The following is a 14429-nucleotide window of genomic DNA, read 5'->3' as shown; positions in this document are numbered from 1 at the left end:
CATTTCGCCGTTGCTGTGCTACACTTCTCGGCCATCTTTGGAGAACGATCGAAACGATGTTGTGCCGTAAACGAATGTGGAGCCTTTGGCTCTGGTTGCTCGTCGCCGCCGCGCCGGCCCTGGCCGCCGAGCCCGTTTCGTGGGGTTGGGGCGCCGAGGGCGACATGCCGGCGAAGGTGCGGTCGGTGGTGCTGGAATGCGCCGCGCAAGCGGTGCGCGACGGCGGCCGGGCCGAAGTGGTCGTGCTGGGCGCGGTGAAAAACCTGCCCGAATTCCGGTCGGCGCTGGAGAAAAGCAAGCTGGCCGGCGGTTTTTGGTTCGGCTATCAGCGCAAAGGCCAAAAGGAAACGCTCTTTGTCTGGCGGGTGGAGACGGGCGCGGCGGATTCGCCCTATCGCGCCAGCCCGCTGGGCGAGTATTACGACCGGCCGTGCAACCTGGCCGGCCGGCTGGTGTGGGAGTTGCTCGACAAGCCGCTGGAGCCTTATTCGATCAAGCTGCTCGAGCAGGCATACGGCGCCTGGACGAAAGGCGACCCGCTGGCCGCGGACGACTTCTTTCGCAAGGCGGCCTACGTGTCGGACAAATCCGCCGGTCTGTGCCGCGACGCGGGCCGGATGTGGGCGGAAAACGGCCGGCCCGATCAGGCGTTGTTGTGGTATCAACTGGCCCTGACGCGCCAGCCGCGCGATTTCCTGACGTACCTCTGGCTGGCCCGAATGTACGAGCAAAACGACCAGCCCGCCGAAGCCCGGCAGGCCTTGCTCAACGCCCTGGATACCGGCCCGCGCCTGCCGGTGCTGTTGGTCTCCGTCGGCCGCCATGAGGTTTTGAACGGCCGCGTCACCGAAGGCCAGCAACTCCTCGAGGAAGCGGCCCGCCGCGACCCGGACGATCCGACGACCGAACTGGAACTGCTGCGCGCCGCCGAGCGGAATCAGGATTGGGGCGTGGCGTCGGCGGCGCTGGCCCGTGTGCTGGCGCTGCAGGGCGGCTCGTTCGAACTGCACCAGATGCTGGTCGATTACCAACTGCGGGCCGGCAATTACCCCGCCGCCGAACAAACGCTGAACCAGTTGCGCAAACAGGCGCCCAACGACCCGGACCTGTTCCACGATTATCTGCGGCTGCTGGTCGCCACCGGCCGTCACGCCGAGGCCGAGCCGCTGCTGACCGATTATCTGAAACGTCAGCCCAATGCCTTCTGGGCGCTCTATGAACTGGGCCGCATCCATTATCAGGCGCGGCGTTTCACCGAGGCCGCCGCCGTCCTGGAGCGCGCCGCCGCCCTGGCGCCGGCCGATGTTCAGATCCAGCAATTGCTCAACAAAACCTACGAGCTGGCCGGCGACAAGGAACGCTCGTTCGCCTATTACGAGCGGCGGCTGACCACGCGGCAGGAGAGCGGCAACGAGGAGCTGGATCGCTACCTCACGCTGGCCCAGGAACTGGGCCGGCAGGATCGCGCCGCGGCCACGCTCGAGCAATTGCTGCGCGGTGCGTCGCGGCCCGCGCAACGCGTCGCCGTCGCCATCGCCCTGGGCCGGATGCAGGAAAAGCAGGGGCGGCCCGACGAGGCGATCCGCACCTATCGTTCGCTGCCCGGGCGCTTTCAACGCGATCCGCGGCTGCTGTTCGAACTGGGCCGGCTCTATTTTCAAATGCAGGACAACGAGGCCGGCGCGGCCGAATTCCGCGAATTGCTGGTGTACAGCGGCGACGCGCGCCTGCTGATGAGCGCCGCGAAACTGTGCGCCGGCGCGGGTCAGCACGAACTGTCGGTCGATCTGCTCGGCGCCGCCTACCGCGCCGACGGCCAGGCGACGACCGCCGGCGTGCTCTACCTCGAACAATTGCTGTTGCGCGAGCAGGATCGCGGCAACCTGACGCTGATCAACGAACTGCACCAGAAGGTCGCGCAGGATGACGAGCGCGAACTGCTTTACTGGCTCGAGCTGTTCTGGTACGCCGAAACCGGCCGCAACGACTATTTCAACGAGCTCTTGCCCTACGCCTTGCGGCTCGTCGCCCGCCGGCCGGCCACCAAGGTCGAACTGGCCGAGTGGGCCTCCGTGGTGCAGGATCGGCTGTATGGAATGCGCCGCGGCGAGATGCTCGACCTGCTCGCCGTTTTCGCGCGAAAGATTAAGGCCGAGACCTTCGCCGCCAAATACGCCGTTTCCCTCGTTGAAAAAACCGTGAAGGGAGATTGAACATGCCCGTGACCGTCACCCCCGTACTGTACGAAGGCCGCCAGGCCGTCGAACTGCTCACGCCCGCGTTGCGCCTCGTGGCGCTGTACGAATACGGCCCGCGCCTCGCCTTTTTCGGCCGGCCGGGCGGCGACAATCTCCTGTTCTGGAATCCGGACCTGCCCGGCCGCGGCGAATGGAAACTGCGCGGCGGCCACCGGGTCTGGGTGACCCGCCCGCTGGGCGACGAGGGCGAGGAAACCTACCGGCCCGACAACCAGCCGGCCGAATTCAGCGCGCAACCCGACGGTTTCGCGCTGACCGGCGCGCGCGATCCCTTCAACGGCACGCGGCGCGGTCTGAGCGTGCGGGTGCTGGGCGACGCGGCGCTCGCGGTCGACAATTTCGTGCGCAACGACAACGACGTGCTGTACAGCGGCGGCGTCTGGGCGCTGACCTGCACGCTGCCGCGGGCGGGCACGCGTTACGGCGTTCCGGTAGGCGACGGCGCGACGTGGGACGCCTTCCACATGGTGTTCTTCCGCACCTGGGCCGGCCACGACGGCGTGCTGCAGGATCCGCAATTCTCGTTCGTCAACGACGTGCTGGTCGTCGATCCGCAGGGCAAGGAAAACAAGCGCATGCTCCAGGCGCCGCGCGGCATCATGGCGATGAGCTGCCCGGCGCGCGGCCTGACCTTCGCCAAGCGGACCGGTTGGGAGCGCAACGGCATTTATCCCAATGGCACGAATGTCGCGTTTTACATCGGCCCCGGCAATTTCATGGTCGAGCTGGAAACCATGGGCGCCGAGGTCACCCTCAAGCCCGGCGAAACGGCCCACAACGTCGAGACCTGGGTGCTCCGCGACGGCGCGACGGATTTAGACCACGCCGAAAAACTGGTAGACTTGTTCGCGGGGCTTTGAGCGATCGAGCGAAAAATCGCTACTCGATAAAGGCCGGTTCGTGCGCATTTTGATGGTCATACCGTATTTCGTCCCCTGGGGCGGTCCGGCGCAGGTCGCGCGGGAACTCGCCGGTCGCCTGGCCCGGCACGGCCATTCAATTTCAATCTGGACCACCGACGCCGGCAGCGGCGACGAACGAGAAATCGCGCCGCCACCCGAGGAGCGTGGCGTCGAGCTGCGGGTGTTTCCCAACCTCGGTGCGCGGCTCGCCCGCCGCCAGCGCGGTTTTCTCCCCCTGCAAATGCGCACCGCCTTGCGCCGCGAACTGGCCGGTTTCGACGTGGTGCAGGTCGTCGAATTCCGTCACTTGCCCGGCGCCTGGGCGACCGCCGCGGCCGACCGCCAAGGCGTCCCGGTGCTGCTTTCGCCCCACGGCACCGTACCCAACGACCCGCCGCGCTACCGCTTCAAGCAGATTTTCGACGCGTTGTACGGCCGCCGGGTGTTGCGCCGCGCCGCGCATTTTCACGCGCTGAACGAACGTGAACGCGGCGAACTGCTCGCCGCCGGCGTCGCGGCCGAAAAAATCACCGTCATTCCCAACGGCGTCGAGCCGCCGCCGCCGGTATCCGCCGATGAGCGGCAAGCGGCCCGCCGGCGGCTCGGTTTGCCGCCCGCGGATTTTGTCGCGCTCTTCGTCGGCCGCCTGCATTCGCACAAGGGGTTGGATACGTTGATTTCGGCGGCGGTGCGCGCCAAGGCGTACGGGGTTCCGGTCCGCGTGCTGCTCGTCGGCCCGGACGACGGCGCGATGGAGGAATGCCGGCAACAAGCGGCCTCCGCGGGGTTGTCGGATCGCGTCTGGTTCACCGGTTTTCTGACCGGCGACCGGAAGCGCGAGGCGTTCGCTGCGGCCGATTGTTTCGTCAACCTGTCGCGTTCCGAGGCGATGCCGGTGACCGTGCTCGAGGCGCTCGCCTACCGGCGGCCGGTGTTGGTCGGCGCGGCGGCGGCGGTGGACGGTCTGGCGGCGGCCGACGCGGGGTGGATCGTCGCGACCGGCGACGGCGAGGCGGCGGGCGCGGCGCTGGTCGCGGCGGCGCAGGCCGGACCGGGCCGGCGCGAGGAACTGGGCGCCAACGGTCGGCGGCTGGTGGAAGAAAATTACTCGTGGGAAATCGTCGCGCACCGCTACGAGGAACTGTTCGCCGCGCTTATCCGCCGCTGACGGGCGCTTCCGGCGGCTCCTTTTTCTCCAATTCCCCGACGCGCTGGCGCAGCTTTTCCAACTCTTCCTGTTGCTCGGCCAGTTGCAGTACGATCTTCGTCTCATGCCGCTTGGCCTGGCTCAGCGCGACGGTCAGGTGAAACAAAATCAAAATGATAAACAGGCTCGCGGTGAGCAGCACCATCGACGGCGGGTAGGCGATGCCGATCCATTGCGCCAGCTTGGCGACCAGATCGAACCACAGCACCATCGGGATCAGCACGAAACTGGCGAGCAGCCACAAAATGGCATACCGCTCCATCAACGCCCGGCGGCGGATGAATTCGATCGTCAGCAAGAGGGCGAAGACGATGACGATGACCGCCGTCACCTGCTGGCGCGCCAACAATTCCTGAAAAGGCATGTCCTCCATGGCGCGGAGTCTAGCACAACCGAAACGGCGCGGTCGAGGAAGGTCGCGTTTACAGGTCGCCGGCGGGCAGGCCCGTTTCGCGCCACGCCGCGACAAGTTCGCCGAGCGGACGGAACCCGCCGCTTTGCAGAATCGTCCGCAGTTTGCCGGCGACGCCGCGCAGGCCGTGCAGGTGGATCAGGCGTTCGCGCGCCGTCAGGCCGGCGGGGCGGGGCTGCTCGACCAGGATTTCGCGCGGGTGCAGGTAGTAGATCAGCGGCAGGCCCTCGGCGGCGGCGTTCGCCGCCAGGCGCTTCAGCAAAGCGGCGGGCAGGGCGCGCAGGTAAAACCCGCCGGCGAACGGGATGACTTTTCCCCACAGCCGCGCGGTGGTGCCGGGCACCTCGACCAGCGGCAGCGGGCGGCCGTCGATCCGCGGCTGGAACGGGGCGCGCGGCGCGTCGGGATAGCCGTAAAGATAGGTGCGAAACGGCAGCAGGCTGGCGTCGTAAAGGTAGCCGGCGTCCGCGATCGCTTGCAGGTAATGCTTGTTGGCCGGGCCGATCGACCAGGACGGCGCGCGATAGCCGGCGATCGCTTCGCCCCAGGCGTCCTCGATCCGCTGCTTGGCCGCGGCGATGTCGGCGCGAAATTCGTCGGCGGTCTGTTCGTACGCCAGGCGATGATGCGAGCCGTGGCTGGCGACCTCGTGTCCGGCGGCGCGCAGGCGCGGCAGAAACGGTTTCACCTCGTCCAACACGTCGGCCAGGATGAAAAACGACGCGCGGACGTTCAGCTCGGCCAGCAGATCCAACAGCAAGGGCATGCTTTGCGGCAGGATACTCGTCGCGCCCGCGGTCGCCGGCATTCCGGCCAGATTGGAATGGTGCCAATCCTCGACGTCCACGGTGAAGGCGCGATCGATCATGCGTTGTCCCAATCGGCCAGCGTCACGGCCCAGCGGGCCGGCTCGGCCAGCGCTCGTTCCCACGCCTCGTTGGCCGTGAACAGACGGTAGCCGAAGTAATTGGTCTTGGGCATCAGCCGTTCCGGAACCGTCAGCAGCCGGCCCCGGCCCAGCCGCTCGACGTAGGCCGGCGGAAAAACGCTGAACAGAACGTCGCAATCCAGCGCCTTCAACCGCCGCGCCAGATTGGCGAACAGCGCGCGCAACAGGACCGCGTCGCCGTCAGGCGGCCAGAAATCCACCACCGCGCCGCCGCGCCGGCCGCGAAACTCGATCACCCGCCCGACCATGTAACCCGCCAGCCGGTCGCCCTCGTAATAGCCGAGGCGCAGGTAGTGCCGGTCGCCGACGTCGGCGAAGCGCCATTTGAGAAACGGCTGCACCCGGCGGCATTGGATGCCCGGCGCCAGCAACGGCAGTTCGTCGCCGAGATCGGTTTCGCGGATCGCGTCCTCGGCCGCGTAGTGCCGCCGCGCGAGCAGCGACAGCGGTTTCCACGGCACGCCGACCACCGGGCCGAGGATCGAGCCGAACAGCCGCCGGAGCCTTAGCGGGTGCGCCTGGATCGGCAGCGGCGGCAGCGCCCGCCATTGCAGCTTGGTGAAATTGCCGTGCTTGCTGTTTTCGTTGGGCACGCCGTAGACGAGGTTGTAGCCGTCGCGCCGCGCCTGCTCGTACACCGCGTCGGCCAGTTGGATGAACAGACCGCGCCCGCGCGCCCGCCGGTGCACCATCGTGTCGATGTCGAGGCCGGCGCGCAGCGTTTCGGCGCCCAGGGCGAATTCGCGGTAGGCCAGCGCGTAGTGGCCGACGAGGCCCTTCTTGTCGTGCGCCAGCCAGATGATCGACGGGCCCAGCGGGTTTTTCAGGTAGTCGTGCCGCCATTGTTCGAGCGTGCGGGTCTGGCCGAATTCCGGCCCGAAAACCTCGTTGAACAAGGCGACGATGTCGGATTCGTCGCCCGGTCGATAGGGTCGCAGTTCGAGGGGCGGCTGGGGCATGATCAGCGATTCTCCCGGTCGGGTTGGGGGCGAAGGATTTTTTCGAGCCAACCGACGGCCAGGCCCGCCAGGCCGGCCAGGTTGCGTAAAAACGTCAACAACGGCAGCAGCCAGAGCACCGGGTCGGCGACGTGACGGTGCAGGCGCAGCATGCCGGGAATCTGCAGGCCGATGAAAATCGCCGCCAGCAACGGCGGCGCCCCGGGCAGACGGCAGGCCAGCAGCAGCGACCCGGCCAGCAGCAGCGACAGCGCCAGTTGCAGGGTGATCGCCAGATCGCCGGGCTGGCCGATCTGCCGGGGCAGCAACGGGCGATAGCGGCCGTAGGCGTAGTTGCGGCTCAGAAAGCCCCACAGGCTCGGCTTGAAGTGATGGCGCACGCGGGCCGCCGGCTGGTAGCGCAGCCGATGGCCGCGCGCCCGCAGGCGCTGGTTGAACTCCATGTCGAGGCAGCTGTTGAACAACCGTTCGTCGAAGCGGCCCGCCTCGCGAAACGCCGCCGCGCGGTAGAGCACGTTGGCCGAGGTGAGGTGATCGACGTCCTGCGGCGTCGCCGGCTGGCGGATTTCCGCCTCGTAGCCGGCCAGACGGGCCACCCACGGATCGTCGGGCGGGGTCTCGAGGTAGCCGCCGACGGCGATCACGCGCGGGTCCGCCAGTTCCGCCGCCGCGATCCGCAGCCAGTCCGCCGCCGGTTCGACGTCGGCTTCGAGGATCGCGATCCAGTCGCCGGTCGCTTCTTGCAAGCCGAGGTTCAGCGCCGAAGCCTCGCCGCCGGCCGGCTTGCGCAGGTAACGCGCGCCGGGCTGCCGGGCCGCGAATTCCTGGGCCAGGCGCGGGCTGTCGTCGGTGGAGCCGTCGTCGATCAGCAGGTGCTCGCGGCGGCCGTCCCAGTCCAGCGCGGCGATGGCCGCCAGGGCGCGCGGCAGGGTCCGTTCGTCGTTGTGGATCGGAGTGAGGATCGTTACGTTCACCGGGTACTCGTCTCGCTCAGTAAACTTGTTCGCAGCGCCAGGCGTCGCAGGCGGCGCAGATTTCCTGCTGGTTCGCGAAGAAGCGGCGCATCGCCCGCGAATTCCAGATTTCGCTCAACGGCTGTTCCAGCAGGTTGCCGACGATCATCCGGCGCAGCACGCAACACGGCGTGACGTTGCCGTGCACGTCGATGTAAACGTGGTACAGCGTGCGCAGGCAGAGCCGGCCGCCGCGGGTCGCCACCCGCACCGGCCACCACGGTTTGTTGATCGCCAGAACCGGCAGGCGGCCGCCGGCCGCTTCCTCCGCCGCGCGGATCAGCCGCCGTTCCTCGAGCACGCCGGGCCGCGACAAGCCCGCGATGCCGCGCGTGTCGAGCCGCACCAGGTTGACGCCGTCGGCGCGCAAACGGCGGCCCAGGGCGACGATCTCGCGCAGGTCGGCCTCGCCGTCGACTTGCAGGGTGGTCTGCAATATCAGGTGCGGCGTGGGCGAAGCGCCGCGTTCCGCCAGCAGGCTTTCGAGATTTTTGATGACCGTCGCGGCCTGCCGGTGGCCGGGCAGATCGCCTTCGCGCACCGTGTCGAGCGAAACGGAAATGCTTCGCACGCCGTGGCGTAGCACGCCGGCGATCGCGGCGTCGCGCAGCAGCAAACCGTTGGTGGTGAAGTGCACGCGGATCTGGGGCGCGGCCTCGCGCACGCGCCGCAGCAGGCCGAGAAAATCGCGATGGAACAGCGGCTCGCCCCAGCCGGTCAAGCCGAGGTCGCGCACGCCGCGCAAATTGCGCAGCAGGGCATCGAAGACCTCGGGGCGCACGTCCTCGTCCGGCACTTTGAGGGTCCGGCGGGGGCACATGCGGCAGTCGAAGTTGCAGCGGTTGGTCACCTCGAGCTGCACTTCGCGCGGCAGGGGCGCGCGCCGTCCGGCCAGACCGCGCAGGAACAAGGCCGCGTGTTTGGTCGTGTCGATGGCGATGATGATCTCCCTCTGTCGTCGAAACGGTTGCCGAACGAACTATTTTATCATTGATCGGACTTTCCGAAAGCGCATAAAATGATTGCGACCGGCAACGCAACAACGGCGCGGCGGCAAGGTGGGTTTCATCAACCAACAAAGCGAACAGATCGGCGGCGGGCGGCGAACCGCGGTGCTGGCGGCGGCGCTCGTCGCGCTGTTGATCGGCGGTCTTTTCGCCGGGCTCACGACCGACGGCCTCGCGTCGCCCGACGCCATGCGCTACGCCCAGATCGCGCGGCACGCGCTGCAGGGGCGCGGTTTTCTCGATACCGTCATGCAGCCGCACGGTTTTTCGTGGTGGCGCGAAGGCCCGGTGGCGTCGCGCGAGGCGCTGGGCTCGTTCGATCCGTTTTTCGCGTTTCCAGCCTACCTGGCGGGTTGGTTTTTCGTTTTCGGCCCCGCGGACGGCACGGTGATCGCCGCCAACCTTTTCGTTTTCGCCGCCCTCGTCGCCCTGTTTTTCGCGCTGGCGCGGCGCCTCTGGGGAACCCGCCCGGCGATCGTGGCGGCCGCGCTGCTGGCTTTTAACGGCAAGCTGCTCACCTACGCCGCCGCCGGCCTGAGCGAACCGTTGTATCTTCTGCTCGCGGTCGCGGCGGTCTACCTGCTGGTTCGCTGGCGGGAACGGCCGGTCGCGCTGGCCTGGATCGGTCCGCCGGCGGCCTTGATGCTCTACACGCGCGACCTGGGTAAACTGTTCGTGGGAGCGTTTTTCCTGCTCGTGGTTTGTTTTCTGCCGCGCCGGCGCCTGCTGGGTTTGACGGTGCTCGGGCTGTCGTTCGCGGCGAGTTTTTGGCTGCTGGGCCAATGGGCCGGCCTGGTGAACGAGCGCGCGACCGCCCGCCTCGGCGCGGTGACGCGCGGCGAGGCCGACCCGCGGATCGCCGCCGAACTCAACCGGCCGGCGCCGACCTGGGTGGGCCGGCTGATCGACCGCGTGGGCGGCGCTTCGTTCCTGGTGTTTTCCGCGCCGTTTCCCGGCCACAGCCTCGAGCGCAGCCTGGTCTCGGTCAAGGCTTCGCAAGTGTACGCCGAACACCCCGCGGTGTTTTACGACAAATGGCGGGCCAACGCCGGCGTCACGGCGCGCAATCTGGCCGGCCTGTTCAATCCGCTGTGGCTGGCGGCCTTCGCCTGTTTTCCGCTGCTGCGCAGTCGCGACCGGTGGCCGCTGTACGCCTGGACGTGGCTGCTGATCGCGCTGCACGTCGCGGTCAACCTGATCTTGTTGTCCATGCCGCGCTACAACGTGATCGCCGTGCCGTTCTGCCTGCTGTTGGCCGCGCCGGTCCTGGTCGCCGCGACGGCAAAGCCGTTCCCGCGCGGCAAGGCCGGTCCGCTCGTTTTGCTGACGGCGGCGGTCGCGCTGGGGACGATGCCGTGGGCGTTTGCCGCCCGATCGCCGGTTGGCGGTTGGCCGGTGGAAGCCGAGGCGGCGAAGCTGGCGAACGCGGATCGGCAACGCCAGGAGGCGATCGGCCGGTTCATCGGCCGGGCGACGGCGCCCGGCGAGGTGGTGGTCGGCGACGATCCGTGGGTGATCGGCTGGCGGGGCGACCGCCCGGCGATCTGGCTGCCGATGGATCGCGGTCAGTTGGATCTGCTGCGGCGGCGCGCGACGGTCGATTGGCTGCTGCTGGCGTTGAAGAATCCGGCGGACGAGCCGTATTGGCGCGACTGGTTGCGCGACTGCGGCGCGTCCGGCGCGGCGGTTTGCGACGGTTTTCGTTTTGCCGCGGCCCAGCGCTACGCCGACCAGACGTTTTACCTGTTTCGCGCGGTCGCGGTCGAAGGAGCGACTCCACCATGAGCTCACCGCTGGTTTCGGTGCTGTTGCCCGCCTACAACGCCGGCGCCTACCTGCGTGAGGCCGTCGACAGTATCCGCGCGCAGACGCTGGCCGATTGGGAGTTGATCGTCGTCGACGACGGCAGCACCGACGACACGCCGGCGATTCTGGCCGGTTACGACGAGCCGCGGCTGATCGTGGTGCGGCAGGCCAACGCGGGGGTGAGCGCGGCGCTCAACGCGGGCCTGGCCCGGGCGCGCGGACGGTACGTGGCCCGCCAGGACGCCGACGATCTTTCGCATCCGGAGCGGCTGGCCCGGCTGACCGCTTTTCTCGTCGCGCATCCGGAAATCGACGCGGTCAGTTCGGCCTTTACCGCCGTCGCCCCGGACGGAACGGAGCTTTATACCGCGCGCCTGATGATCGAGCCGCTGACGATCAGTCGTTTTCTGCTGGCCGGCAACTGCGTTTTCCATCCGGGAGTGATGATCCGCGCGGCGGTTTTGCGGGAGCTGAACGGTTACCGGGTCGAGGCGCGCCACGTCGAGGATTACGACCTGTGGATCCGTCTCGGCGCCGCGCCGCGCTTCGCCGCCTTGCCGCTATCGCTGGTGCGCTACCGGGTCCATCCCGAAAACGTGTCGTCGCGCCATGCGGCCTTGATGGCTGAAAATACCCGCGCCGTCGCCGAACGCGCCTGGGAACAGGCGAGCCGCGCGCCGTGGGGAATGCTGACCGGCTGGGGCGAAGCGCGGTTCGCCGCGCGTCGCTTGCGGGAAGCCGTCGCCGCCTTGCCGGACGGGAAACTATGGCGGGCCTATCACCTGGCCGGCTGGCTGTCGCTCGTCGGCCAGGCGGTGCGGCGCGGAAAATTCCGACTGGCTTTTCGCCTGGCCGTCGAAACCAAAGGTTTTCTCTACGGCGATTGGGGCGCGGCCGGCGCGCTACTGAGCCTGTTTTGGCGGGTGCGGCGCCGCGCGCGCGGCTGGAAAAATATCCGGTCGGAAATGCGGGACATCCTTGGCGGCGTCCGCCGCGAAGGGTGACGGCTAACCGCGCGACAACCCCGCCGCGCGCAATACCGCGTTGATGCGGTGGCTCCAGAGATGCTCGGCCTGGGTCCGCGCGGCGTAAGCCGCGGCGATGCGCGCCCGTTCCGCCTCATGCTCCAGAAAGTAGCGGGCCTTGTCCAGGCATTCCTCCAGGGTGTCGAACGGCACGTATTCCTTGTCCGGCGTGTAGTAGTCGTCGAGCCGCGGCGCCCGGTGCGCCAGCATCAGCGTGCCGCTCAGGCCCATGTCGAACACGCGGCTCTTGATCTGCCGCGCGCCGCCGCGCGACGAATCGAGCGGCGTGAACGAAACGCGCGAGCGGTTCCACAGGCCGTTGACCTGCGCGAAGTCGAGGGTGTCGAAGCCGCCGAACAGGCGATAGGCGAGCGACGGGCTCCATTCGCTGATCGCGCGCCGGAACGGCGACGGCGGGCGGAAACCGCCGTCGGGCAGCGGCGCCGGATTGCCCGAGCCGAGGCCGAACGCGATCAGGCCGGCACCCCGGCGAAGTTGCCGGATTTGCCGGGCGCGTTCGCCGTAGACCTGGCCGACGAACGAAAAATCGACGTCCTTGGCGACGGCCAGCCCGTTCCAGAAGCCGGTGCAGGCCCATTGCGCATGCAGCAGGTTGGGGACGGCGTCCCGTTGCGTTTCGTACACGTCGGGCGAATTGGTGACCATGAACGTGTACCAATCGGCGCGTGGCGCCGAGTAATCCGTCCAGCGCCATTCGTCGTCGCTGTTCCAGGCGAAGGTTGGCGCGAGGCGGGCCGCGGCGGTCAGCGTGTCGCGGTCGAATTCGTCGCGGTGCGTGGCGATGAAGACGGCGTCGCAGGGAAAATCGCGCAAGGCGGCCAGAAACGCTTCGCGCATCGCGGGCTGGCCGCGCCGGGGCGCGGCGTGAAAATCGAAGAACCGCACTTCGTGCCCGAGCGCCTGGGGAACCTTGACCAGATAGTAGTACTGCGGTTCGACGGCCGTCGGCAGGCCGTAATAATGATAAGCGCCGCAAACGAACAATCGCATCGGTTTCACTCGTTCGAAGAGTCGGCTTGAAACAGTTTTTCGTATTCGCGGATCACCGTCGACCAGCGGTAACGATCCTGCGCGAAGTGCGCCCGGGCCCGCGCGAGCGATTCCTGTTTTTCCGCCGGCAGTTCGACGCCCGCGCTTTCCACGCGGCGGGCCAGTTCGGCGGCCGATGGGTACATCTCGACGTGCGGGTAATGCCCGTAATTCTGTCCCGGGCAAAGCGACAGATAGGGCACGCCCAGGTAGCCGCTTTCGAGCAGGATATTGGGCTGCGCGCCCTCGACCCGGCTGGTGGAAATGATGCCGCTGGCCTGCGACAGCGCCGCGAGAAATTGCGGCCGGGGTAAACCGAGCAACAATTTCAGGTTCGGGTAACGCGCCGCCGCCTCCCGCGTCTGAACGATGCGATCGCCGGTGCGGTCGCTGGCCAGGATCGCGAACGTCAGCCGCGGCAGCCGTGCGACGATCTCCTCCAGGAAAACGTCGACGCCCTTCCAGGTCCAGAGGTTGTGGGCGAAGACGAAATATTTTTCGGCGCCCGCGCCGGCCCGGCCGCGATAGGGGTCCAGCTCCGCGAAGTCGAGCCCCTGGGTGATGAAATGATACGGGACGTGCGGATTGACGGCGCGGTCGATGAGGTATTCGGCGCCGAGCGGATCGACGTGAATCGCCAGATCGGCGTACTTTTCGACCTTCCGCAACAGGCGGCGCCGCAGGGCGAGCGGCGCGTCGGCCGCGTAGCCGCCGATCAGGTTCACCACGGTTCGGCGCGCCAGGCGGCTGACGACGGCGAGGTTGCGGTAGGTCAAGGGGCTGTGGACCATGTTCGGAAAATACACGTCGGGGCGGTGGCGCAGCGCGAAACGCCAGAGCGCCGGCAGCGAGTAGGGGAAAATTTCGATCCCGTTGTGCTCGCCGGGCGCGGCTCCCGGAACGAAAACGGCCACCCGGTCGAAGCCGGGCCGCACGCCTTCGAGGATGCGTTGCAGCACCATTTCCGAGCCGCCGACGGACGGCCAATAGGCGACGTTGGTTGCCAGAAGCAGTTTCATCGCGTTCTCGCTGCGGATCGCGGGCCGCTCGTTTTTCGTCTTTCCCTGCTCATGCCCGTTTCCCGCGGTTTTATCAAGCCGCCGGCCGGCGCGCCACGATCACCAGAAAGGGCGACCAACTCGGCGTCGGCCGGTGAACGCGCCGGCTGATCGCTTTTCCGGCGCGGTAAAGCGCCTGCCCCGCGACGCGGCTGACCAGCGACGGGCGCTCGGCGTCCATCCAGAAATCGAAGGTGCCGTAGTAATCGGCGAACAATATTTCCAGCGACCGCGCCGCGAGAATTTCCCGCCAGCGCGACAGGTCCATCGCGGCGAGCACGTGCCGTTCCAGGTTTTCGCGGTCGAACAGCCGGTGAAAAACGTATTGCATCCGGCGGAAATTCGGCGCCGCCAACAGCAGCGTGCCGCCCGGCGCGAGCAGATCCGCGTGCCGCTGGATGACGGTTTCGAAGTCCGAAAAATGCTCGACGAAGCCGACCGAAACCACCGCCTCGTACCGTTGCGGCGGCGTGAACGACAGAAAGTCGCCCTGGTGGATCCGGCCGACCGCGACGCCGTGGGCGCGCAAATGCTCGGCCAGCGCGGCGGTGGCGGGTGTTTGATCGATGCCGTGCACGGTGTAGCCGAAGGCGCGGCCGAGATGAATCAGGTAGTCGCCCGGATAGCAGCCGACCTCGAAACACGTGCCGCCGGCCGGAAAATAGCGCGCGAACAAATCCGCGAACCAGACGCGCTCGGGCCGGTACTGCAGCGGTTGGCGCCGGTATCCCGCCGCCCAGTATTCGCCCGAGGCCAGGTTTTGCGGATCGCGATTCAAGCGGA

General features: G+C 67.6%; 13 protein-coding genes. 5 read left to right on the top strand and 8 right to left on the bottom strand.

The genetic code is table 11. The features are described from left to right. Positions 1–56: 56 nt before the first annotated feature. From GX444_01665 to GX444_01655, 3 genes are read left to right on the top strand one after another with little or no spacing between them, the layout of a single operon-like run. The gene (locus GX444_01665) at positions 57–2213 is read left to right on the top strand and encodes a tetratricopeptide repeat protein (protein ID NLH47291.1); all 2157 of its coding nucleotides are present in this window, start codon (positions 57–59) and stop codon (positions 2211–2213) included. A 2-nt stretch (positions 2214–2215) separates the two neighbouring features. Further along, positions 2216–3118 carry a hypothetical protein gene (locus GX444_01660; GenBank protein NLH47290.1) on the top strand — a complete coding sequence of 301 codons (903 nt, stop codon included), beginning with the start codon at positions 2216–2218 and terminating at the stop codon, positions 3116–3118. Positions 3119–3158: 40 nt separating this feature from the next. Continuing rightward, positions 3159–4328 carry a glycosyltransferase gene (locus GX444_01655; protein NLH47289.1) on the top strand — a complete coding sequence of 390 codons (1170 nt, stop codon included), beginning with the start codon at positions 3159–3161 and terminating at the stop codon, positions 4326–4328. Here GX444_01655 and GX444_01650 read toward each other — a convergent pair. The 5 genes from GX444_01650 to GX444_01630 are packed head-to-tail and all read right to left on the bottom strand — an operon-like array spanning position 4315 to position 8610. After that, complete coding sequence (locus GX444_01650) at positions 4315–4731, bottom strand: DUF2304 domain-containing protein (GenBank protein NLH47288.1); 417 nt, start codon at positions 4729–4731, stop codon at positions 4315–4317. The genes GX444_01655 and GX444_01650 overlap by 14 nt on opposite strands. 58 nt (positions 4732–4789) lie before the next feature. Continuing rightward, positions 4790–5647: a DUF3473 domain-containing protein gene (locus tag GX444_01645; GenBank protein ID NLH47287.1), complete on the bottom strand. Its 858-nt coding sequence runs from the start codon at positions 5645–5647 to the stop codon at positions 4790–4792. Continuing rightward, complete coding sequence (locus GX444_01640; protein NLH47286.1) at positions 5644–6687, bottom strand: GNAT family N-acetyltransferase; 1044 nt, start codon at positions 6685–6687, stop codon at positions 5644–5646. Before GX444_01640 ends, GX444_01645 begins: the two co-directional genes overlap by 4 nt. A gap of 2 nt (positions 6688–6689) precedes the next feature. Beyond that, positions 6690–7661: a glycosyltransferase gene (locus tag GX444_01635; protein ID NLH47285.1), complete on the bottom strand. Its 972-nt coding sequence runs from the start codon at positions 7659–7661 to the stop codon at positions 6690–6692. Between the two features lie 16 nt (positions 7662–7677). After that, entirely contained in the window at positions 7678–8610 is a 933-nt protein-coding gene (locus GX444_01630; protein NLH47284.1) for a radical SAM protein, read from the bottom strand. 148 nt (positions 8611–8758) lie between these two features. Here GX444_01630 and GX444_01625 point away from each other — a divergent pair, with 148 nt between their 5' ends. Together GX444_01625 and GX444_01620 are read left to right on the top strand one after the other, a co-directional pair. Continuing rightward, entirely contained in the window at positions 8759–10492 is a 1734-nt protein-coding gene (locus GX444_01625; GenBank protein NLH47283.1) for a hypothetical protein, read from the top strand. Continuing rightward, positions 10489–11517 carry a glycosyltransferase gene (locus GX444_01620; protein NLH47282.1) on the top strand — a complete coding sequence of 343 codons (1029 nt, stop codon included), beginning with the start codon at positions 10489–10491 and terminating at the stop codon, positions 11515–11517. Before GX444_01625 ends, GX444_01620 begins: the two co-directional genes overlap by 4 nt. A gap of 3 nt (positions 11518–11520) precedes the next feature. On the opposite strand, the gene GX444_01615 is transcribed toward GX444_01620, so the two are convergent. The 3 genes from GX444_01615 to GX444_01605 form a co-directional block, all read right to left on the bottom strand. Beyond that, positions 11521–12549, bottom strand: a complete 1029-nt coding sequence (locus GX444_01615; GenBank protein ID NLH47281.1) for a glycosyltransferase family 1 protein — start codon at positions 12547–12549, stop codon at positions 11521–11523. 5 nt (positions 12550–12554) lie between these two features. Next, on the bottom strand, positions 12555–13607 hold the full coding sequence (locus GX444_01610) for a glycosyltransferase (GenBank protein ID NLH47280.1): 1053 nt from the start codon (positions 13605–13607) through the stop codon (positions 12555–12557). Positions 13608–13680: 73 nt separating this feature from the next. Continuing rightward, entirely contained in the window at positions 13681–14424 is a 744-nt protein-coding gene (locus GX444_01605) for a class I SAM-dependent methyltransferase (protein NLH47279.1), read from the bottom strand. Positions 14425–14429: the final 5 nt, after the last annotated feature.

It is taken from the genome of Myxococcales bacterium (assembly GCA_012517325.1).
Lineage (GTDB): Bacteria > Lernaellota > Lernaellaia > Lernaellales > Lernaellaceae > JAAYVF01.
Note: the sequence above shows the minus strand (reverse complement) of the source record. Positions and strands in the feature narration are given on the sequence as shown.